At 62.6% G+C, this 19,108-nt stretch carries 20 protein-coding genes; 13 read left to right on the top strand and 7 right to left on the bottom strand.

The genetic code is table 11. The features are described from left to right. Nucleotides 1-88 precede the first annotated feature (88 nt). Both trxB and ACQZF9_RS11520 read right to left on the bottom strand, forming a co-directional pair. Nucleotides 89-1,057, bottom strand: coding sequence for a thioredoxin-disulfide reductase (gene trxB, locus ACQZF9_RS11525; RefSeq protein ID WP_428309118.1), 969 nt, complete (start codon nt 1,055-1,057; stop codon nt 89-91). Nucleotides 1,058-1,135: 78 nt separating this feature from the next. Continuing rightward, complete coding sequence (locus ACQZF9_RS11520; protein WP_428309117.1) at nt 1,136-1,735, bottom strand: peroxiredoxin; 600 nt, start codon at nt 1,733-1,735, stop codon at nt 1,136-1,138. Between the two features lie 116 nt (nt 1,736-1,851). On the opposite strand from ACQZF9_RS11520, the gene ACQZF9_RS11515 reads away from it, so the two are divergent. The 12 genes from ACQZF9_RS11515 (at nt 1,852) to ACQZF9_RS11460 (ending at nt 14,228) form a co-directional block, all read left to right on the top strand. After that, the gene (locus ACQZF9_RS11515; RefSeq protein WP_428309116.1) at nt 1,852-2,991 is read left to right on the top strand and encodes a PQQ-dependent sugar dehydrogenase; all 1,140 of its coding nucleotides are present in this window, start codon (nt 1,852-1,854) and stop codon (nt 2,989-2,991) included. Nucleotides 2,992-3,134: 143 nt separating this feature from the next. Then, a complete protein-coding gene (locus ACQZF9_RS11510) occupies nt 3,135-4,403 on the top strand; it encodes an AAA family ATPase (RefSeq protein WP_428309115.1) in 1,269 nt (422 codons plus the stop codon). After that, nucleotides 4,396-4,827, top strand: a complete 432-nt coding sequence (locus ACQZF9_RS11505) for a hypothetical protein (protein WP_428309114.1) — start codon at nt 4,396-4,398, stop codon at nt 4,825-4,827. Before ACQZF9_RS11510 ends, ACQZF9_RS11505 begins: the two co-directional genes overlap by 8 nt. A 202-nt stretch (nt 4,828-5,029) precedes the next feature. Then, the gene (gene alaC / locus ACQZF9_RS11500; protein ID WP_428309113.1) at nt 5,030-6,283 is read left to right on the top strand and encodes an alanine transaminase; all 1,254 of its coding nucleotides are present in this window, start codon (nt 5,030-5,032) and stop codon (nt 6,281-6,283) included. Further along, entirely contained in the window at nt 6,280-7,596 is a 1,317-nt protein-coding gene (locus ACQZF9_RS11495) for a homoserine dehydrogenase (RefSeq protein WP_428309112.1), read from the top strand. The genes alaC and ACQZF9_RS11495 overlap by 4 nt, the downstream gene beginning before the upstream one ends. A gap of 24 nt (nt 7,597-7,620) precedes the next feature. Beyond that, entirely contained in the window at nt 7,621-8,745 is a 1,125-nt protein-coding gene (thrC, locus tag ACQZF9_RS11490; RefSeq protein ID WP_428309111.1) for a threonine synthase, read from the top strand. A 75-nt stretch (nt 8,746-8,820) separates the two neighbouring features. Continuing rightward, nucleotides 8,821-9,396 (top strand): CvpA family protein, encoded by a 576-nt coding sequence (locus tag ACQZF9_RS11485; RefSeq protein ID WP_428309110.1) that lies wholly within the window; start codon nt 8,821-8,823, stop codon nt 9,394-9,396. A 27-nt stretch (nt 9,397-9,423) separates the two neighbouring features. Continuing rightward, the gene (purF, locus tag ACQZF9_RS11480) at nt 9,424-10,944 is read left to right on the top strand and encodes an amidophosphoribosyltransferase (RefSeq protein ID WP_428309109.1); all 1,521 of its coding nucleotides are present in this window, start codon (nt 9,424-9,426) and stop codon (nt 10,942-10,944) included. A 401-nt stretch (nt 10,945-11,345) separates the two neighbouring features. Further along, nucleotides 11,346-12,548: an O-succinylhomoserine sulfhydrylase gene (locus ACQZF9_RS11475; RefSeq protein ID WP_428309108.1), complete on the top strand. Its 1,203-nt coding sequence runs from the start codon at nt 11,346-11,348 to the stop codon at nt 12,546-12,548. 14 nt (nt 12,549-12,562) lie between these two features. Further along, nucleotides 12,563-12,946 (top strand): DoxX family protein, encoded by a 384-nt coding sequence (locus tag ACQZF9_RS11470; protein WP_428309107.1) that lies wholly within the window; start codon nt 12,563-12,565, stop codon nt 12,944-12,946. 163 nt (nt 12,947-13,109) lie between these two features. Beyond that, nucleotides 13,110-13,403, top strand: coding sequence for an SWIB/MDM2 domain-containing protein (locus tag ACQZF9_RS11465; RefSeq protein ID WP_428309106.1), 294 nt, complete (start codon nt 13,110-13,112; stop codon nt 13,401-13,403). Nucleotides 13,404-13,427: 24 nt separating this feature from the next. Continuing rightward, nucleotides 13,428-14,228, top strand: coding sequence for a ferritin-like domain-containing protein (locus ACQZF9_RS11460; RefSeq protein WP_428309105.1), 801 nt, complete (start codon nt 13,428-13,430; stop codon nt 14,226-14,228). A gap of 186 nt (nt 14,229-14,414) precedes the next feature. Here ACQZF9_RS11460 and ACQZF9_RS11455 read toward each other — a convergent pair whose 3' ends face one another. The 5 genes from ACQZF9_RS11455 to ACQZF9_RS11435 all read right to left on the bottom strand — a co-directional run bounded on the left by ACQZF9_RS11455 (nt 14,415) and on the right by ACQZF9_RS11435 (nt 18,106). After that, the gene (locus ACQZF9_RS11455) at nt 14,415-15,137 is read right to left on the bottom strand and encodes a UDP-2,3-diacylglucosamine diphosphatase (protein ID WP_428309104.1); all 723 of its coding nucleotides are present in this window, start codon (nt 15,135-15,137) and stop codon (nt 14,415-14,417) included. A 29-nt stretch (nt 15,138-15,166) separates the two neighbouring features. Then, complete coding sequence (locus ACQZF9_RS11450) at nt 15,167-15,676, bottom strand: peptidylprolyl isomerase (protein ID WP_428309103.1); 510 nt, start codon at nt 15,674-15,676, stop codon at nt 15,167-15,169. A 24-nt stretch (nt 15,677-15,700) separates the two neighbouring features. Next, nucleotides 15,701-16,327: a peptidylprolyl isomerase gene (locus ACQZF9_RS11445; RefSeq protein WP_428309102.1), complete on the bottom strand. Its 627-nt coding sequence runs from the start codon at nt 16,325-16,327 to the stop codon at nt 15,701-15,703. 60 nt (nt 16,328-16,387) lie between these two features. After that, nucleotides 16,388-17,425 carry a tRNA dihydrouridine(20/20a) synthase DusA gene (gene dusA, locus ACQZF9_RS11440; RefSeq protein WP_428309101.1) on the bottom strand — a complete coding sequence of 346 codons (1,038 nt, stop codon included), beginning with the start codon at nt 17,423-17,425 and terminating at the stop codon, nt 16,388-16,390. A 291-nt stretch (nt 17,426-17,716) separates the two neighbouring features. Then, on the bottom strand, nt 17,717-18,106 hold the full coding sequence (locus ACQZF9_RS11435) for a winged helix-turn-helix transcriptional regulator (protein ID WP_428309100.1): 390 nt from the start codon (nt 18,104-18,106) through the stop codon (nt 17,717-17,719). 83 nt (nt 18,107-18,189) lie between these two features. On the opposite strand from ACQZF9_RS11435, the gene ACQZF9_RS11430 reads away from it, so the two are divergent. Then, nucleotides 18,190-19,053: an SDR family oxidoreductase gene (locus ACQZF9_RS11430; protein ID WP_428309099.1), complete on the top strand. Its 864-nt coding sequence runs from the start codon at nt 18,190-18,192 to the stop codon at nt 19,051-19,053. The last annotated feature ends 55 nt before the right edge of the window (nt 19,054-19,108 follow it).

Below are 19,108 nucleotides of genomic sequence, written 5' to 3'. Positions count from 1 at the left end.
GCGAAATGTCGCGAACCTGAACGCAACGACCAAGAAAAAGCCCCGCATCGCGGGGCTTTTTCCTACATCGGCACGGTGTCGCCGCGTTTCAGCTCTGCGAGTCGAGCTTGTCCAGATAACGCTCGGCGTCGAGTGCCGCCTGGCAGCCGGTGCCGGCGCTGGTGATGGCCTGGCGATAGATGTGATCCATCACGTCGCCGGCCGCGAACACGCCTTCGACGCTGGTCTGCGTGGCGACACCATGGGTGCCACCCTGCACCTTGATGTAGCCGCCATCCATCGTCAGCTGGCCTTCGAAGATCGAGGTGTTCGGGTGGTGGCCGATCGCGATGAACACGCCCTTCAGCGCGATGTCGCGGCTCTCGCCGGTTTTCATGTTCTTGGCGCGCATGCCGGTCACGCCCGAGCTGTCGCCGAGCACCTCTTCCAGATGCGAATCCCAGAGGATTTCGACCTTGCCTTCGGCGACGCGCTTGAACAGCTTGTCGTGCAGGATCTTCTCGCCCTTGAACTTGTCGCGGCGATGTACGACGGTGACCTTGTTGGCGATATTGGCCAGATACAAGGCCTCTTCGACCGCGGTGTTGCCGCCGCCGATCACGGCCACGTCCTGGCCCTTGTAGAAAAAGCCGTCGCAGGTGGCGCAGGCGCTGACGCCCTTGCCGCGGAATTCCTGCTCGGTCGGAATGCCCAGATACTTGGCGCTGGCACCGGTGCAGATGATCAGCGCGTCGCAGGTGTATTCGCCCTGGTCGCCGCGCAGCTTGAACGGCCGGTTCTTCAGATCGACTTCGTGAATGTGGTCATAGACGAAATGGGTTTCGAAGCGCTCGGCGTGCTTCTGCATGCGCTCCATCAGCGCCGGGCCCATCAGGCCTTCGACGTCGCCGGGCCAGTTGTCGACCTCGGTGGTGGTCATCAGCTGGCCGCCCTGCTCCAGGCCGGTGATCAGGGTCGGCTTGAGATTGGCACGTGCGGCGTAGACCGCGGCGGTGTAGCCGGCCGGGCCGGAGCCGAGGATGACCAGGCGATGGTGACTGTTGGTGACCGTGCTCATGATGTTTCTCTTGTTTTGGTGAGGCTGGCTCGATTCGATTGGCAGAGCGGGAGCGCACACGGCTCCCGCCCATAAGGCTTACAGCTCGCTGGCGTGTTTGGCCAGGTATTGCGCGACACCGGCGGCGGTCGGCTTCATGCCTTCCTGGCCCTTCTTCCAGCCGGCCGGGCAGACTTCGCCGTACTGCTCGGTGAACTGCAGCGCATCGACCAGGCGCAGCAGCTCGTCGACTTCGCGGCCCAGCGGCAGGTTGTTGACCTGCTGGCTCTGCACGATGCCGTTCTTGTCGATCAGGAAAGTCGCGCGGAAGGCAACGCCGTCCGCATGTTCGACGCCATAGGCGCGGACGATTTCATGATTGACGTCGGCGACCATCGGGAAGCCGACTTCACCGATGCCACCTTTCTCCACCGGCGTGGCGCGCCAGGCGTAATGCGTGAACTGGCTGTCGATCGACACGCCGACCAGCTGCACGCCGCGCTCCTCGAAGGCCTTGCGGCGATTCTCGTGCGCGATGATTTCCGACGGGCAGACGAAAGTGAAGTCCAGCGGCCAGAAGAACAGCGCAACGTACTTCCCGCGCAGGTCGGACAGCTTGAAATTCTCGGTGATGCTGCCGTCGCCGAGCACCGCGGCGGCGGTGAAATCGGGGGCGCTACGGTTGACCAATACGCTCATCGTGTTACTCCTTGAAGGTGTCCGGTGCAGCGGCTGGCCGATGCAGACCGGCATTCTAGTGATCGGGTCCCGATAGGGCCAACGAAGTTAAGTTATTTCAGAGATAGGGAAGGTCTATGAATTTGCCGCGCGGCGCACGAGTCGCCCTGATATCGATGCTGGTATCGACGAGTGGTTCCCTTCAGGCCGAAACGCCGGCGGTGCCGGCATTGAAGCTGCCGCCCGGTTTCAGCGTCGAGGTCTGGGCCGGCGACGTACCGAATGCGCGCGCAATGGCGCTCGGCGACCAGGGGACGCTGTTCGTCGGCAGCCGCAGCGCCGGCAAGGTCTACGCGCTGCGCGATACCGACGGCGACGGCCGTCCAGACAGGATCACCGTGCTGGCCGAGGGCCTGAACATGCCCAGCGGCATCGCCTTCCACGACGGCGCCTTGTATGTGGCCGAGATCCAGAAGATATGGAAGCTGCCGGCGATCGAGCAGCATCTGGAGGCGCCGCCGAAGCCGGTCAAGGTCCGCGACGACCTGCCGGACAAGAGCCATCACGGCTGGCGCTACATCGCCTTCGGCCCCGACGGCAAGCTCTACCTCGCCATCGGCGCGCCGTGCAACGTCTGCAAGCTGGACACGTTCAAGCGCGACGGCAAGACCTTGCAGTTCGGCACGATCACGCGCATGGACGCCGACGGCCGTAACTGGGAGGTGGTCGCGCGCGGCGTGCGCAACTCCGTCGGTTTCGACTGGGATCCGGCGACCCAGAAGCTCTGGTTCGGCGAAAACGGCCGCGACATGCTCGGCGACGACACACCGGACTGCGAACTCGACGTGCTCGACAGGCCGGGTGAGGACTTCGGCTTCCCTTACTGCCATGCCGGCACCATCGCCGATCCGGAGTTCGGCAAGCTCGGCAGCTGCACCGCCGCCAAGGCGCCGGCGGCGCTGCTCGGCCCGCACGTCGCGCCGCTGGGCCTGGCGTTCTACCGCGGCACGATGTTCCCGGCCGGCTACCGTGGCAACGTCTTCGTCGCGCTGCACGGCTCCTGGAACCGCAGCAAGAAGAACGGCTACCGGGTGCAGCGAGTGATGATCGAAGACGGCAAGGTGGTCGGCCAGCAGCCCTTCGTCGAAGGCTGGCTGCAGGACGAGCAGGTCAGCGGCCGCCCGGCCGACGTGCTGCCGCTGCCCGACGGCTCGCTGCTGATCTCGGACGACATGGCGGGGAAGATCTGGCGCGTCAGTTATCGTGGCTCATCTTAGCGCCGCTGTTTCGTCAATGCCTTGAAAACGCTGGCATTCGTTGTAACCTTGCATTAATAGTAGGGCATTTCCGGGGCAGCACACGTGTCGCTATGCAGCCATACTGGATGCATCAGGACTTAACAAACGGATGAGGTCGCTCAGTGAGGCGTCTAACAGTTGAAAATTTCTCTTGTGTTGACCGAGCTGAGCTTATTCTTGGTCGGCTGACCGTAATTATTGGACCCCAGGGAAGTGGCAAGAGTGTCCTGTCGAAACTGACTTATTTTTTTCAAGATTTGTTGCTTGAGCAGTACAAAGTCCTAGAGGACGGAGGTGACATCCGTTCATTCAAGGAGCACATCAAGATACGGTTTAAAGAATTATTTCCGGTCAGCGCATGGGGGAATCGGAGATTTTGTATTGAATTCGAGGCGGGTGCATTCCACGTACGGATGACTCGCGTCGAACGTAATCAGATTTTGTCGGATAATATGCGAATAACATTATCGCCTTTTTTTGAAGGGCAATATAAGGACTCATTGGATGCAATAAAACATAGCGTTGAGAGAACAAGAAACTCTAATTCCGCCGACGAGTTTGACGGAATTTGGACTGTGAGGGAGGCTGCTGAGAAGCGAATTGCTGCCGAACTAGGGCAGGATCATGTTCAGGCTCAGACCTTTATACCTGCAGGTCGAGCTTTCTTTACTAGTGTGGGGAAGGCACTGGCTGTTTTTGAGAATGGCGGAATTCTAGATCCAATAATTTTGTCTTTTGGTAGATTGTTTGCAAATCTCAGGGATCGTCGCTTTTTTATAAGTTCAGCGGAACGCAGCGCTCGCAGAAATGCCAGTAATCAAAAGCAACTTGAGAGCATTTTGGGAGGAAAAATTGTATGGGGGCGGGAGAATAACTACATTGAGGCCAGTGATGGTAGGAAAGTGCCTTTTTCGGCGCTTTCATCTGGGCAGCAAGAATTAATGCCTTTATGGGTGGTTTTGGATTATCTATCCGGCAGAAGGGGAGCAAAAAGGCTCGTCTTTATTGAGGAGCCCGAGGCCCACCTTTTCCCGCTTGCTCAAAGCCATCTTGTCGAAGTCTTGGCTAGTCTTACGTTTTCCGCTACCAATTCATTAGACATGGTGCTTACTACGCATAGTCCTTATGTACTTGCTAAGATTAACAATCTAATAAAGGCTGCGTCGATCGCACAGTTAGGAGAAAGGTATCAAAGATCTGTAGCCGAAATCGTAAGGCCCACAAGTTGGGTTCCTGCGGGAGCGACGCAGGCTTATTGCATCCATCAATCCGAGTTGCTCTCAATAATTGATGATGATGGTTTAATCGATGGCAGTTACTTAGATCATGTATCTGGGGATATTAGCGAAGAATTCACCAGATTGTTGGCTATTGAGACTGAGAATGGCTGAAAATGCGTGCTTCTCGGTAACAAAGGCAACGAAGATCAAGGTCGAGGAGAATGGGCGAAAAGCTACGTTTCTAAACGAAAGGCGGCTCGAATTTATTCGCACTCAAATGGATGGCTGCTTGGTAAAAAATCAGACAGCTGCCGATTGGGTGGTTTCTCGGCGTAGCGTTGCAGATGTAATTGTTGAGTTGAAGGGCAAAGATGTGAAGCACGCGATCGATCAAATTTTGGCTAGCGCTATATATTTGACCGAAAAGGGGCTGCGAAACGGAAAGTTGGCTGGCCTCGTCGTATGTCGTCAATACCCACGCTTCGATACGACAATTCAGAGGGGCCAAATGCAGTTCGCTAAGATTTATAAGGGGCCAATTCGGATTGAATCAAAAAATAAAGAATATAATTTTGATGAGATATCTAGCTTTTAAAAGCTATGCATTGCCTACGGATTCAGGGATAGCCTTTAATGCTCTGGCTCGAGTCGTGATAGTGACGCCGAAGGCCTCAGCCGCGCGATGGTGAAACAGCTAGCTTTTTGAGGCCCCCGGGCGATAATACGCGCCCTTTTGCGTGCCCGTTGACCGGCAAACCGCAAAAACCTGTTCCCGTCTACCACCTAAAGCGAGTGTCGTGAAAGCCAACTTTCCGCGCATCCAGCGCCTGCCGCCGTACGTCTTCAACATCGTTGGTGACCTGAAGGCCGCAGCACGAGCTAGGGGCGAGGACATCATCGACTTCAGCATGGGCAACCCGGACCAGCCGACGCCCAAGCACATCGTCGACAAGCTGGTGGAAGCGGCGGTGCGCGGCACCGACAGCGACTACGTGCGCCCCGAGCTGATCGACGAAGACGGCACGCACACGCATCGCTACTCGCTGAGCAAGGGCGTGCCGCGCCTGCGCCGGGCGATGGCGCGCTGGTACAAGAACCGCTACGACGTCGATCTGGATCCGAACTCGGAAGTCATCGCCACGATCGGCTCCAAGGAGGGCCTGGCTCACCTTGCATTCGCGACGCTCGGTCAGGGCGACGTGGTGATGGTGCCGAACCCGGCGTACCCGATTCATCCCTACGGCGTGGTGCTGGCCGGCGCCGACGTGCGTCACGTCAAGATGACGCCGGACGTCGACTTCTTCGAAGAACTGCAGCGCGCGATCAAGGAAAGCTGGCCGGCGCCGAAGATGCTGATCCTGAACTTCCCGGGCAATCCGACCGCGCAGTGCGTGGAACTGGATTTCTTCGAGAAGGCGGTCGCGATCTGCAAGGAACACGAAATGTGGCTGGTCCACGACCTGGCCTACGCCGACATCGTGTTCGACGGCTACAAGGCGCCGAGCGTGATGCAGGTGCCGGGTGCCAAGGACGTCGCGGTCGAGTTCTTCACGCTGAGCAAGAGCTACAACATGCCCGGCTGGCGCGTCGGCTTCATGGTCGGTAATCCGACCCTGGTCGCGGCGCTGGCGCGGATCAAGAGCTACCTGGACTACGGCATGTTCCTGCCGATCCAGATCGCCGCGATCGCCGCGCTAGAAGGCCCGCAGGAATGCGTCGCCGAGATCACCGAGATGTATCGCAAGCGCCGCGACGTGCTCGTCGAAGGCCTGCATTCGATCGGCTGGAACGTGACCAAGCCGAAAGCGACGATGTTCATCTGGGCGAAGATTCCGGAAGCCTTCCGCGCGATGGGCTCGATCGAATTCGCCAAGCTGCTGCTCAGCGAGGCCAAGGTCGCGGTGTCGCCCGGCGCCGGCTTCGGCGATTACGGCGACGACCACGTGCGCTTCGCACTGATCGAGAACGAACACCGCACGCGTCAGGCGGTCCGCGGGATCAAGCGGCTGCTGCAGAAAGGCCCGCCCGCGGCGCCGGCAGGTGCGCCGTGAGCGCCGCGCCGCTGCGTGTCGGCCTGCTCGGCCTGGGTACGGTCGGGCAGGGCGTGATCCGCATCCTGCAGAAAAACGCCGAGGAAATCGCGCGGCGCGTTGGCCGCCCGGTGGTCGTCACGCATGCGTCGGCGCGTGACGTGTCGCGTGCGCGCGACGTGTCGCTGGCGGGCATCGAGATCGTCGCCGACCCGATGCAGATCGCGGCGCAGGCCGATGTCGACGTCATCGTCGAAGCGATCGGCGGCCTGTCGCCGGCCAAGGAGCTGGTGCTTGCGGCCCTGGAGCGCGGCAAGCCGGTGGTCACTGCGAACAAGGCGCTGCTCGCTTTGCAGGGCAACGCGATTTTCGAAGCCGCGCAGCGCCAGGGCGTGATGGTCGCGTTCGAAGCCAGCGTCGGCGGCGGCATCCCGGTGATCAAGGCGATACGCGAAGGCCTTGCCGGCAATCGCATCGAGGCGCTGGCCGGCATCATCAACGGCACCTGCAATTACATCCTGACGCAGATGACCGAAAAGGGTCAGGCATTCGAAGACGCGCTGGCCGATGCACAGCGTCTCGGCTATGCCGAAGCCGATCCGACCTTCGACGTCGAAGGTATCGACGCCGCGCACAAGCTGACGATCCTCGCCAGCATTGCCTTCGGCATGCCGCTGAGCTTCGACAAGGTCTCGGTCGAAGGCATCAGCAAGGTCACGCCGCAGGACATCAAGATCGCACAGGCGCTGGGTTATCGGATCAAGCATCTGGGTATCGCCAAGCGCACCGATGCCGGTGTGGAGTTGCGCGCCCACGCGACACTGGTGCCCGAAGACCGGCTGCTCGCCAAAGTCGACGGCGTGCTCAACACCGTGCTGCTGCAGGGCAACGCGGTCGGGCAGATCGGTCTGTACGGCCGTGGTGCCGGCGGCGATGCCACGGCTTCGGCCGTCGTTGCCGATCTGGTCGACGTCGCACGTGCGCTCGGCTCCGACGCGCGGCATCACGTGCCGGCGCTGGCGTTCCAGCCTTCGGCGGTGCGCGAACTGTCGGTGCTGCCGCTGGACGAAGTCGTCAGCGCGCATTACCTGCGTGTCACGGTCGCCGACGAACCCGGCGTGCTCAAGGCGATCACCTCGATCCTCGCCGAACTCGGCATCAGCATCGAAGCGATCCTGCAGAAGGAGCCGCATGGCGGCGCCGACGCCAGCGTCGCCGTGATCACCTCGGCAATCCCGGAGCAGCGCTTCAACCAGGCGCTGGCACGCGTGCGCGCACTGCCGTTCGTGCGCAGCGACATCTCTCGCTTCCGCGTCGAGTATTTCCTGAATTAACCGCAGCTCAACAGTAGCCCGCAAATGACACGTTATACCGGCCTTGTCGAACACTACCGCTCCCGTCTGCCGCTGTCCGCGGACACTCGCGCGATCAGCCTCGGCGAAGGCCGCACGCCGCTGATCAAGCTCGGCAACACCGCCAGGGCCGTGGGCTTCGAAGGCGAGCTGTACGTGAAGTTCGAAGGTCAGAATCCGACCGGTTCGTTCAAGGATCGCGGCATGACCGTCGCGGTCACGCAGGCCGTGCACGAGGGCGCCAAGGCGATCATCTGCGCCTCCACCGGCAACACCTCGGCGGCCGCGGCGGCCTACGCGGCGCGTGCCGGCATCACCGCCTTCGTGCTGATTCCGGAAGGCAAGATCGCGCTCGGCAAGCTGGCGCAGGCGGTGGTGCATGGCGCCGTGGTCGTGCAGATCCGCGGCAACTTCGACGACGGCATGCGCCTGGTCAAGGAAGTCGCGGAAACCGCGCCGGTGGCCATCGTCAACTCGATCAACCCGTTCCGGCTGCAGGGCCAGAAAACCGCGGCGTTCGAGATCGTCGAAGAGCTCGGCCGCGCGCCGGACTATCACTGCATTCCGGTCGGCAACGCCGGCAACATCAGTGCCTACTGGATGGGCTACAGCGAAGTCGCCGGCTTTACGACGGCCGCGATCAAGGCGCTGCCGCTGGCGGTGCAGGGCTACAACCGCGACAAGCTCACCAACACGCGTCCGGTGATGTGCGGCTACCAGGCCGCCGGCGCGGCGCCCTTCCTGCGCGGCGGCCGGGTCGCCGAGCCAGAGACCATCGCCACCGCCATCCGCATCGGCGATCCGCAGTCCTGGGATCTGGCCTGGGGCGCACAGCAGGAATCCGGCGGCTGGTTCGACGAGATCACCGACGCCGAGATCCTGCACACCCAGCGCCACCTGGCCGAACTCGACGGCGTGTTCTGCGAGCCGGCCTCGGCCGCCTCGCTGTGCGGCGCGCTGCGCGACATCGCCAGCGGCAAGATCAGGCCGGGCTCGACCGTGGTCTGCACCCTCACCGGCAACGGCCTCAAGGACCCGGACATCATCATCAAGGATGGCCTCAGGGGCGTGGTCCAGGTCGACGCCGAGCGTGGCGCGGTCGAGAAGGCGCTGCTGGCGCGGCTGGGCTGATCTGTCTATTCGTGCCGGCGACGGCCGGTGCGGTAGCGGTGCTAAAATACGTCACCGCTGCGAGTCGGACACGTAATGATCTGGGTGGACTATTGCATCGTGGGGCTGTTGGTGGTGTCCACGATCGTCGGCGTCATTCGCGGTTTTGCCCGCGAGACGCTGGGCCTGCTGACCTGGATTCTGGCGATCTGGCTGGCGGTCGCCTTCTCCGCCGCCGCCGCGGCCAAGCTCGCGCCCTACATCAGCGTGCCTTCGGTGCGCATCGCCGCGGCCTACGCGCTGCTGTTTCTCGGCGGCCTGCTGTTCGGCGGCATCATCACCGCGCTGATCGTGCGCTTCATGCGCGCCAGCGCGCTGTCGTCGACCGATCGCACGCTCGGCGGCGGCTTCGGCGTGATTCGCGGCGCGGTGCTGGTCGGCCTGTTCATCCTGATCGCCGGTACCACGCCGGCGCGACACGATCCCTGGTGGCAGAAGTCGCTGCTGCTGAATCAGTTTCAATGGGTGGCCGATGGCCTGCGCGTGCTGATACCGCCGCGCTGGATCGACCAGCTGCAGTCCGATCAACTTTCAAACGAGCTGAAGGCCGGTGATGAAACCGGGGAATCCGCCCCCATCATCGATGTGCCTGTTGCTTCGTCACCCAACTAAACCGTTAGGCACGCCCCCGAGGTCTTTATGTGTGGCATCGTCGGCATTTACTCGCATCAAAGCGCGAATCAGGAGTTGTATGACGCGCTGACGATGCTGCAGCACCGCGGGCAGGACGCTGCGGGCATCATCACCAGCGAGGGCCATCGTCTGCATTTGCGCAAGGACAACGGCCTGGTGCGCGACGTGTTCAACAAGGACGAACACATGGCGCGTCTGCGCGGGCCCATCGGTATTGGCCACGTGCGTTATCCGACTGCCGGCGCCAGTTCTTCGGCCGAGGCGCAGCCGTTTTACACCAACATGCCGTTCGGCATTTCGCTGTCGCACAACGGCAACCTGACCAATGCCGAAGAGCTCAAGCAGGAACTGTTTGCCGAAGATCGCCGGCATCTGAACACCGAGTCCGATTCCGAAGTGCTGCTGAATGTTTTCGCGCACGAGTTGCAGATCCAGAGCAAGCTGCGGCTGACGCCGGACGACATCTTCGCCGGTGTCTCCGGTGTGCATCGTCGCTGCCGCGGTGCTTACGCGGTGGTGGCGATGATCAGCGGCTATGGTCTGGTCGGCTTCCGCGATCCTTTCGGCATCAGGCCGGTCTGCTACGGCTGGCGCGACAGCGCTCAGGGCAAGGAATACATGATCGCCTCGGAGTCGGTGGCGCTGAACGCGCTCGGCTTCGAATTCCTCGACGACATCGCGCCGGGCGAGGCGATCTACGTCGACATGGACGGCAAGCTGCACAAGCGTCAGTGCGCTGCCAATCCGGTGCTGTCGCCGTGCATCTTCGAGTACGTCTATCTGGCGCGCCCGGACTCGGTGATGGACGACATCTACGTCTACAAGGCGCGTCTGCGCATGGGCATCAAGCTCGCCGAAAAAATTCTGCGCGAGTGGCCGGATCACGATATCGACGTGGTGATTCCGATACCGGACACCTCGCGCGTCGCCGGCGCCGAAGTTGCCGCGCGCCTGGGCGTGAACTATCGCGAAGGCTTCATCAAGAACCGCTACATCGGCCGCACCTTCATCATGCCCGGCCAGGCGCAGCGCAAGAAAGGCGTGCGCCAGAAACTCAATCCGGTGGACGTCGAATTCCGCGGCAAGAACGTACTGCTGGTCGACGATTCGATCGTGCGCGGCACGACCTCGCAGGAAATCATTCAAATGGCGCGCGATGCCGGCGCGCGCAAGGTGTACTTCGCTTCCGCGGCGCCGCCGGTGCGTTACCCGAACGTCTACGGCATCGACATGCCGACTGCGTCCGAGCTGGTCGCGCATGGCCGCACGATTCCTGAGCTGGAAACCCTGCTCGGTGCCGACAAGCTGATCTACCAGGATCTGCACGACCTGATCGACGCGGTGCGCCACAAGCATTCCAGCATTCAGCGCTTCGACTGCTCGGTATTCACCGGCGAATACATCACCCAGGACATCAGCCTTGAATACCTGAACCAGCTCGAGCTGTTCCGCTCGGACGCGGCCAAGGCCAAGCGCGGTTCGGCGGCTCAGTCGGTGATCGAGCTGGAGAATGCGGGGGCTCGTTAGCCGCTGTTTTTTTGCGGCATTCACCGGCCTCCGTTCGTCCCGAGTAGCCTCGCTTGCAAGGCGTATCGAGGGAGCGGACCGAACTCGCAGGCGTTCCTCCCTCGATACGCCCACAAGTGGGCTACCCGGGACATTCGGCAACGCCGCTGAAGCGGCTACTCGGGAGGAACGGGTTTTGTCATCGCTGTCTTTTTCGCGTTGACCCTCGGCAACAGCAGACCTAAACTGCCGCATGCGCCGATTTGTTCCTGATTGCGGGCGCTTTAAAGAAAAAGGCGGGCAAGCCCGCCTTTTTCTTTTGGACGGAGCGTTGTCTTGATAGAGACGGCGTGTCCGTCTTTACAAATTCGCTAAACGGGTTGTAGCGGGCTCGTTTGGCTTTGTTGAAGAGACCAGACGCCATGAGCACCGAACACGACGACATCATCGACGACTCCGAATGGGGCTTTGCCACGCTCGGCATTCGTCATGCGGAGCTGCGCAGCCCCGAGCGCGAGCATTCGCCGGCGATCTATCCGACGTCGAGCTTCACGTTCCGCAGCGCCGCCGAAGCCGCCGCGATTTTCTCCGGCGAAAAGCCCGGCAATATCTACGGCCGCTTCACCAATCCGACCGTACAGGCTTTCGAAAAACGCCTTGCGCGGCTCGAAGGTGGCGAGAGCTGCGTCGCCACTGCCAGCGGCATGGCGGCGATCATGACCCTGGTCCTGACGGTGTTGAAAACCGGCGATCATCTGCTGGTGTCCAACGGCCTGTTCGGTTCGACGATCAACCTGTTCAACAATTACATCGCCAAATTCGGCATCGAAATCGGCTATGCGGATCTGTCCGATCTGGCGTCGTGGAAAGCGGGGCTCAGGCCGAATACGAAGTTGTTGTTCCTGGAGACACCGTCGAATCCGCTGACCGAAATCGCCGACATCGCCGCGATTGCCGAACTCGCACACGCGCATGGCGCGCTGCTCGCGGTCGACAACTGTTTTCTGACGCCGGTGTTTCAGCAGCCTTTGAAGCTCGGCGCCGATTACGTGATTCATTCGGCGACCAAGTTCATCGACGGGCAGGGACGTTGTCTTGGCGGTGCGATCGTCGGCGACGCGACGCGCGTCGGCAAGGACATCTTCGGTTTCATGCGCACGGCGGGCCCCTGCCTGTCGCCGTTCAATGCCTGGGTGTTTCTGAAAGGCCTGGAAACGCTCGCAGTGCGCATGCGCGCGCACGAGCAGAATGCCGCGCGGATCGCGCAGTGGTTGACTACGCAAGCGCAGGTCGAGCGTGTGCATTTCCCTGGCCTTGATTCGCATCCGCAACACGAACTCGCCAGGCGTCAGCAACGCGGCTTTGGCTCGATCGTGTCGTTCGACGTGCGCGGTGGCCGCGAGGCCGCGTGGAAAGTGATCGATCAGACGCGGCTGTGCTCGATCACCGCCAATCTCGGCGACACGCGTACCACGATTACGCATCCGGCGACGACCACGCACGGCCGCATCAGCGCGGAGGCGCGCGCAAAAGCCGGTATCGGCGAGGGGCTGATCCGGCTGTCGGTAGGCCTGGAAGACGAGGCGGACCTGATTCGCGACCTGCACAATGCGCTGAAACCCTGAACGGAAGCTGCAAAGTGCTAGACAAGGTCTGCCTGATTTTCGTGTTTGCCTGGTTTGCGATCGGCGGTGTCGGACACTTCGCCGGCACCGAATTTTTCGTCTCGATCGTGCCGCCCTACGTTCCGCAAGCGCGGCTGGTGGTGCTCGTCAGCGGCGTGTTCGAGCTGCTCGGCGCCGCCGGACTGTTGTATCGGCCGACACGCAAAAGCGCTGCTTTTGGGCTGTTTTTGCTGACTTTGTGCGTCACCCCGGCTAACGTTTACATGTGGCAGCATGCGGACAAGTTCGCGAGCATTCCGCCAGTCTTGCTCGGTATCCGTCTGCTGGTGCAACTCGTGTTGCTGGCCGCGATCCTGCGGGTTGCGACCAGCGCCCAGCGATCGAACCAACGGGCCTGAACGCAGTCCGATACGGATCGGGGACAATCGGCATCGTTGCCTGGATATGCCGGGAGGGAGCACGTCGCCGCTCTCCCGTGTAAGCTTGCGCACCGCGAAAGCGGCACCATTCGAATCAGTTACTGAACCTCAAAGTTCACCCCTTAAGAAAAAGGAGATCAGCATGGCCACTAAGCAAGTCGACGGCACCGCGACCACGAAAGCCGCTCCGCGTGGCGGCATTTCGCAGTTGGTCAAGCCGGACGCCGCGCTGGCCGAGATCGTCGGTTCCGACCCGATCACCCGCGCCGACCTGACCAAGAAGGTCTGGGATTACATCAAAAAGCATGACCTGCAGGACGCGAAGAATCGCCGCGCGATCAACGCCGACGCCAAGCTCAAGCCGGTTTTCGGCGGCAAGGATCAGGTCACCATGTTCGAAATGACCAAGCTGGTCAACCAGCACGTCAGCAAGTAGTGCCGGCGTAGCAGCACGCGTTTCATGGCAGCTGCAATCGACGGGACCACCCGCGCTCTCGATCGATTGCGGCATGCCTTGCAGTGTTGCGATCCGGCCGCCAAATGCGCGGCCGTCGCCAGTCTCGTCATCGACGACGACTCTTATTCGACACAATCACGGATTCGCGTAGCGCCGGGGCGTCCCGAGCGTCTTCAGCTGGTGCGTCCGCGAGACGTGCCGGTGCGCGGGCTCGGTACACCGGAAGGCCGTACGGCGCTGGTGCATGCGATCGCGCATATCGAATTCAATGCGATGAACCTGGCGCTGGACGCCTGTCTGAGTTTCGGCGGCATGCCGGACGACTATTACGAAGACTGGCTCAGCGTCGCGCGCGACGAGGCCCGGCATTTTGCGTTGCTGTCGGCACGTCTGCAGACGATGGGCCATGAATACGGCGATTTCCCGGCGCATAACGGCCTGTGGGAACAGGCCGAGAAAACCGCGCACGACGTGCTGGTGCGCATGGCGCTGGTGCCGCGCGTGCTGGAGGCGCGCGGTCTCGACGTGACGCCGGGCATGATTGCGCGGCTCAATGAAGTGCGCGATCAGCAAACGGCCGCGATTTTGCGCGTGATCCTTGACGAGGAAGTGCGCCATGTCGCGATCGGCACGCAGTGGTTTCGCTGGTGTTGCGAGCAGCGCGCGCTGGAGCCGGATGCGACCTTCCTGCAATTGCTGGCGGACAGCCAGACGCGCATTCGCCCGCCGGTGAACTGGCCGGCGCGGGTCGAGGCGGGTTTCAATCTGCGCGAGTTGCCGGCGGACGTCGGCGCGATGCTGTAACGGCGGGAGCGGGGCTTGCTGGCGACTGTCCGCTACCCGGTCGCGGGCAAGCCCGCTCCTACAGTCGAGGCGTCATTGTCGTTCGAGAGGCGTTTCCCATTTGAACCCTGTAGGAGCGGACCCTGTCCGCGATCGAGGCCTTGCAGAGCACCGTCGCGGACAGGGTCCGCTCCTACAACTCCCGTATCAAACCAGATTGACCCGCCGCCGCTGGCCGCCGCTGATCTCCAGATACTCGCGTCTGTCCTCACGCCAGTCGGCGAGCACCACCCGTACGCCGCCAGCGCCGCCGCGGGCGACCGCATGATCCGCGGGCCGATGCGTGTGCCCGTGAATCACATACAGCGTTTGCGCCTCGTGCAGACCGCGCGCGACGGCCGCTGCGTTGACATCCATGATCGCCGCGCTTTTGCCGGCCTTGGCATCGTGGCTGCCGCCGCGCACGCCGCCCGCGATGCGCTCGCGCCAGCGCCGCGGCAAGCGCGTAAAAATCGCCTGAGCCAGCGGATTGCGCGAGAAGCGCCGCCATTTCTGGTACGCGACGTCGTCGGTGCAGAACGCGTCGCCATGCGTCAGCAACCAGCGTTCGTCGTCGATGTCGACGACGCTGGGATCGGGCAGCAGGCGCGCGCCGCTGGCGCGTTCGAACGCGGCTCCGAGCAGAAAGTCGCGGTTGCCGTGCTGCACCCACACCGCGACGCCGCTGTTGCTCAGCGCGCGCAGATGCGCGATTTCCGCCGCATAAACCGCCAGCCCGACATCGTCGCCGATCCAGTATTCGAACAGGTCGCCGAGGATGTAGACCGCGGTCGCATCACGCGCCGGCCCGTCGAGAAACGCAATGAAGCTGTCGCGCAATACCGACGGTTGCGGCGGCAGATGCAGATCGGACAGCAGCAGCGTGCTCATGCGTCGCGCTGCCGCTGTCGCGACAGCGTTTAGATGAGCTTCGCGGAGTTGATCAGGATCTGCGTCGTCGGCACGTCGCGGCCGAACGGGCGTGCCGAGCCGGTGGCGACGTTGGCGATCTTGTCGACGATGTCGAGGCCGGCGGTGACTTCGCCGAACACCGCGTAGCCCCAGCCGTCCTGGCCCGGGTAGTCGAGGAAGTCGTTGTCGCCGTGGTTGATGAAGAACTGGCTGCTCGCCGAGTGCGGGTCGCTGGTACGCGCCATCGCCACCGTGCCGCGCTTGTTCTTCAGGCCGTTCTTGGCTTCGTTCTCGATCGAGGCCTTGGTGCGCTTCTGGTTGTATTCGGCGTCGTAGCCACCGCCCTGAATCATGAAGCCCTTGATCACGCGGTGGAACACCAGGCCGTCGTAGTGGCCGGCTTTGACGTAGTCGACGAAGTTGGCGACGGTCTTCGGCGCCTTGGCGGCGTCGAGCTTCAGCGTGATGTCGCCAGCGCTGGTGCTGAGCAGGACCTGCACGTCGGTGGTATCGGACATTTCGTTGTTCCTATCTTTCTGGATTTATGGGTTATGCGGGGCGACTACAGCGGCCGGCGCGTCCGTGATCTTCATGCTGGTGATCAGGATCGGCGTCTGCGGTACATCGGTCGGGAACGGGCCGCCGGGGCCGGTCGGGATCGCTTCGATCTTGTCGACCACGTCCATGCCTTCGATGACGCGGCCGAACACCGTGTAGCCCCAGCCATCGAAGCTCGGATAATCGAGGTTGGTGTTGTCGGCGAAGTTGATATAGAACTCGCTGGTCGCCGAATGCGGCATGCCGGTGCGTGCCATCGCAATGCTGCCGCGCACGTTCTTCAGGCCGTTGTCGGCCTCGTTGCGCACCGCGGGCTGCATCTTGCGCTGCCGATAAGCGCTGTCGTAGCCGCCGCCCTGGGCCATGAAGCCGGCGATCACGCGGCTGAAAACCAGGCCGTCGTAATAACCGCTCTTCACGTAGCCGACGAAGTTGGCGACGCTCTTGGGCGCGTGCTGCGGATCGAGCTGCAGCACGATGCGGCCCAGCGAGGTCTCCATGCGCACGTAGACCGGCGCGGCATCCGCTGCGACCTTCAGCGGCGCAGCGCCCTGCGCCATCGCGCCGCCGGCGCAGATCAACAGCAGCAGGGAACTCAGCAGACGCATCATCGATTGCATTCCGTTGTCGTCGTGGTGGCGCGATGGTTCAGCACGGCGCCAGGGCAGGCATTATGCCGCGACGCGCTGATCGTCGGCGTCCAGCGGCCCGCTTGTGGCAGGGATCGCGTTGATCAGCACGTGGATGTCCGCGCCGGGCTTGTGCGCCTGCTCCGACAGCGTGCGCCGGAACTGGCGGCCACCGGCCTGGCCGCGATACAGGCCCAGCAGATGACGCGTGATGTGCTTAAGCGGCGTGCCGGCGGCGAGCTGGCGCTCGACATAAGGCCGATACGCCTGCAGCACCTCGTCGCGCGTCGGCAACGCGCCGGCTTGCGTGCCGAACACCGCCGCGTCGATCGCGGCCAACGCATAGGGGTTCTCGTAGGCTTGGCGACCGATCATCACGCCGTCGACCTGGGCCAGATGCATTTCGCAGTCGGCAACACTGCGAATGCCGCCATTGATGACGATGCGCAGCTGCGGGAATTCCTGCTTCAGCCGGTAGACGTGCTCGTAAGTCAGCGGCGGAATTTCGCGGTTTTCCTTCGGCGAAAGCCCCTGCAGCCAAGCCTTGCGCGCATGCACGACGAACACCGTGCAGCCGGCCGCGGCCACGGTCTCGACGAAGTGCCGCATGAACGCGTAATCCTCGCAGTCGTCGACACCGACGCGGTGTTTGACGGTGACCGGCAACGAGGTCGCGCGCCGCATCGCCGCGACGCTGGCGGCGACTCGCCCGGGTTCGCGCATCAGGCAGGCGCCGAAGCTGCCTTCCTGCACGCGATCCGAGGGGCAGCCGCAATTCAGGTTCACTTCGTCGTATTGCCAGGCCTCGGCGAGTTCGGCGCAGCGGGCCAGGGCGTCGGGCTCCGAGCCTCCCAGCTGCAGCGCCAGCGGATGTTCGGCGGCGTCATAACGCAGATGCCGCGCGACGTCGCCATGCAGCAGCGCGCCGGTAGTGACCATCTCGGTGTACAGCAGCGCATGCGGCGCCAGCAGCCGGTGAAAGCTGCGGCAATGGGTATCGCTCCAATCCATCATTGGTGCGATCGAGAGGCGGCGAGCGGTGTCGATCAAGACAAAAAACCAAGCGAACAAGACGTCCATTTTGCCATGCCTGCGCCGGGCTGCGCCCGGTACAGGTCGGGTGGTGCTGGGAGGGCTGACGTCGGCCGGGGGATTGCCGGCCTCTACGGGATCACGGGCGCGGATGGGCTCAGTCGTGCGAGGAACGACTTGAAAGCCGATAATCGCACATATTTGATAGGCCGCCGATCCGCCGGGCTGGCTGAGACCCCGGTAAATAATCTGCCCCTGTAGGAGCGGACCCTGTCCGCGACGGTGCCGTCTGGGCCTCAGTCGCGGACAGGGTCCGCTCCTACAGTGCGGTGGTAACGATCAGGCCGCTGCTTTCGGCCGCGACCGCAAAACCCGCGACAGATTCTCCTCGATCCAGTCGACCAGCACCTCGACTTTCTTCGCCACCTCGATGCCCATCGGTGTCAGTGCGTACTCGACTTTCGGCGGCACCACCGGATACGAAGTACGCAGCACGAAGCCGTCGTTCTCCAGCCATTGCAGGGTCTGCGCGAGCATCTTCTCGCTGACGCCGCCGACCTTGCGCCGGAGGTCGCTGAAGCGATGCGTGCCGCCGAGCAGTGCCACCAGTAGCAACACGCCCCATCGGCTGGTGACGTGCTGCAGCACCTCGCGGGAGGGGCAGTCCGCGGCAAACAGCTCGCCGCGCTGCAGCTTTGCCGAAAGGGAGTTTCTCGGGCTCTGCGCCATCGCCACTAACCTTAAGGTGCGTACTTACTAAAAGTTAGTTTAGAGAATAATGTGCGCGTCCGATAGCCACCAGGACACTCAACATGATCGTCGTCACCGGAGCCAACGGCCAGCTCGGCCGTCTCGTCATTCAAGGCCTGCTGCAGAAACTGCCGGCCGCTTCCATCGTCGCCGCGGTGCGCAGTCCCGACAAAGCCCAGGATCTGGCCGCACTCGGCGTGCAGCTGCGCCAGGCCGACTACACGCGGCCGGCGACGCTGGATGCCGCATTCCAAGGCGCCAGCAAGCTGCTGCTGATCTCGTCCAGTGAAGTCGGGCAGCGCGTGCCGCAGCATCGCGCGGTGATCGATGCGGCGGTGCGAGCCAAGGTCGGCCTGCTGGCCTATACCAGCGTGCTGCATGCGAATTCATCGCCGTTGGGCCTTGCCGCCGAACATCTCGAAACCGAGGCGATGCTGCAGGCCTCCGGCCTGCCGTACGTGCTGCTGCGCAATGGCTGGTACACCGAGAACTACCTGGCGGGCCTGGCGCCGGCGATCGAGCACGGCGCGCTGATCGGCAGTGCAGGCGGGGGACGCATTTCGTCGGCGGCACGTGCCGATTACGCGGCGGCTGCCGTGGCGGTGCTGACGAGCACGCAGAATCTTGCCGGCCGCATCTACGAACTCGCCGGTGACAGCGCCTATAGCTTGAGCGACCTCGCCGCCGAGATTGCGCGTCAATCCGGCAAGGCCGTCGCGTATCGCAACTTGAGCGAGGCGGACTACAAGGCTGCGCTGATCGGCGTCGGCCTGCCGGAGCCGGTCGCCGGCCTGATTTCGGACTCCGATGTCGGCGCATCCAAGGGTGGCTTGTACGACGACCGCCATCTGCTCAGCGAGCTGATCGGCCGCCCGACGACGCCGATGGCGGTGCAGCTGGCGGCAGCGTTGAAGGCTGGCGCGTAAGGCGGTCGCGGATAGGATTCGCTCCTACAAGTTGCGCCTAACTGTAGGAGCGGAT

The organism is Hydrocarboniphaga sp. (assembly GCF_965279055.1).
In the GTDB taxonomy this organism is placed as follows: Bacteria; Pseudomonadota; Gammaproteobacteria; order Nevskiales; family Nevskiaceae; genus Hydrocarboniphaga.
The sequence above is the reverse complement of the archived record's forward strand: the minus strand, read 5'-3'. Positions and strand labels throughout refer to the sequence as shown.

Coding starts and splice junctions, on each gene's coding strand:
- trxB (WP_428309118.1), bottom strand. CDS start 1,057: ATGAGCACGGTCACCAACAGTCACCATCGCCTGGTCATCCTCGGCTCC.
- ACQZF9_RS11520 (WP_428309117.1), bottom strand. CDS start 1,735: ATGAGCGTATTGGTCAACCGTAGCGCCCCCGATTTCACCGCCGCCGCG.
- ACQZF9_RS11515 (WP_428309116.1), top strand. CDS start 1,852: ATGAATTTGCCGCGCGGCGCACGAGTCGCCCTGATATCGATGCTGGTA.
- ACQZF9_RS11505 (WP_428309114.1), top strand. CDS start 4,396: ATGGCTGAAAATGCGTGCTTCTCGGTAACAAAGGCAACGAAGATCAAG.
- thrC (WP_428309111.1), top strand. CDS start 7,621: ATGACACGTTATACCGGCCTTGTCGAACACTACCGCTCCCGTCTGCCG.
- ACQZF9_RS11485 (WP_428309110.1), top strand. CDS start 8,821: ATGATCTGGGTGGACTATTGCATCGTGGGGCTGTTGGTGGTGTCCACG.
- purF (WP_428309109.1), top strand. CDS start 9,424: ATGTGTGGCATCGTCGGCATTTACTCGCATCAAAGCGCGAATCAGGAG.
- ACQZF9_RS11475 (WP_428309108.1), top strand. CDS start 11,346: ATGAGCACCGAACACGACGACATCATCGACGACTCCGAATGGGGCTTT.
- ACQZF9_RS11465 (WP_428309106.1), top strand. CDS start 13,110: ATGGCCACTAAGCAAGTCGACGGCACCGCGACCACGAAAGCCGCTCCG.
- ACQZF9_RS11460 (WP_428309105.1), top strand. CDS start 13,428: ATGGCAGCTGCAATCGACGGGACCACCCGCGCTCTCGATCGATTGCGG.
- ACQZF9_RS11455 (WP_428309104.1), bottom strand. CDS start 15,137: ATGAGCACGCTGCTGCTGTCCGATCTGCATCTGCCGCCGCAACCGTCG.
- ACQZF9_RS11450 (WP_428309103.1), bottom strand. CDS start 15,676: ATGTCCGATACCACCGACGTGCAGGTCCTGCTCAGCACCAGCGCTGGC.
- ACQZF9_RS11445 (WP_428309102.1), bottom strand. CDS start 16,327: ATGATGCGTCTGCTGAGTTCCCTGCTGCTGTTGATCTGCGCCGGCGGC.
- dusA (WP_428309101.1), bottom strand. CDS start 17,425: ATGGACGTCTTGTTCGCTTGGTTTTTTGTCTTGATCGACACCGCTCGC.
- ACQZF9_RS11435 (WP_428309100.1), bottom strand. CDS start 18,106: ATGGCGCAGAGCCCGAGAAACTCCCTTTCGGCAAAGCTGCAGCGCGGC.
- ACQZF9_RS11430 (WP_428309099.1), top strand. CDS start 18,190: ATGATCGTCGTCACCGGAGCCAACGGCCAGCTCGGCCGTCTCGTCATT.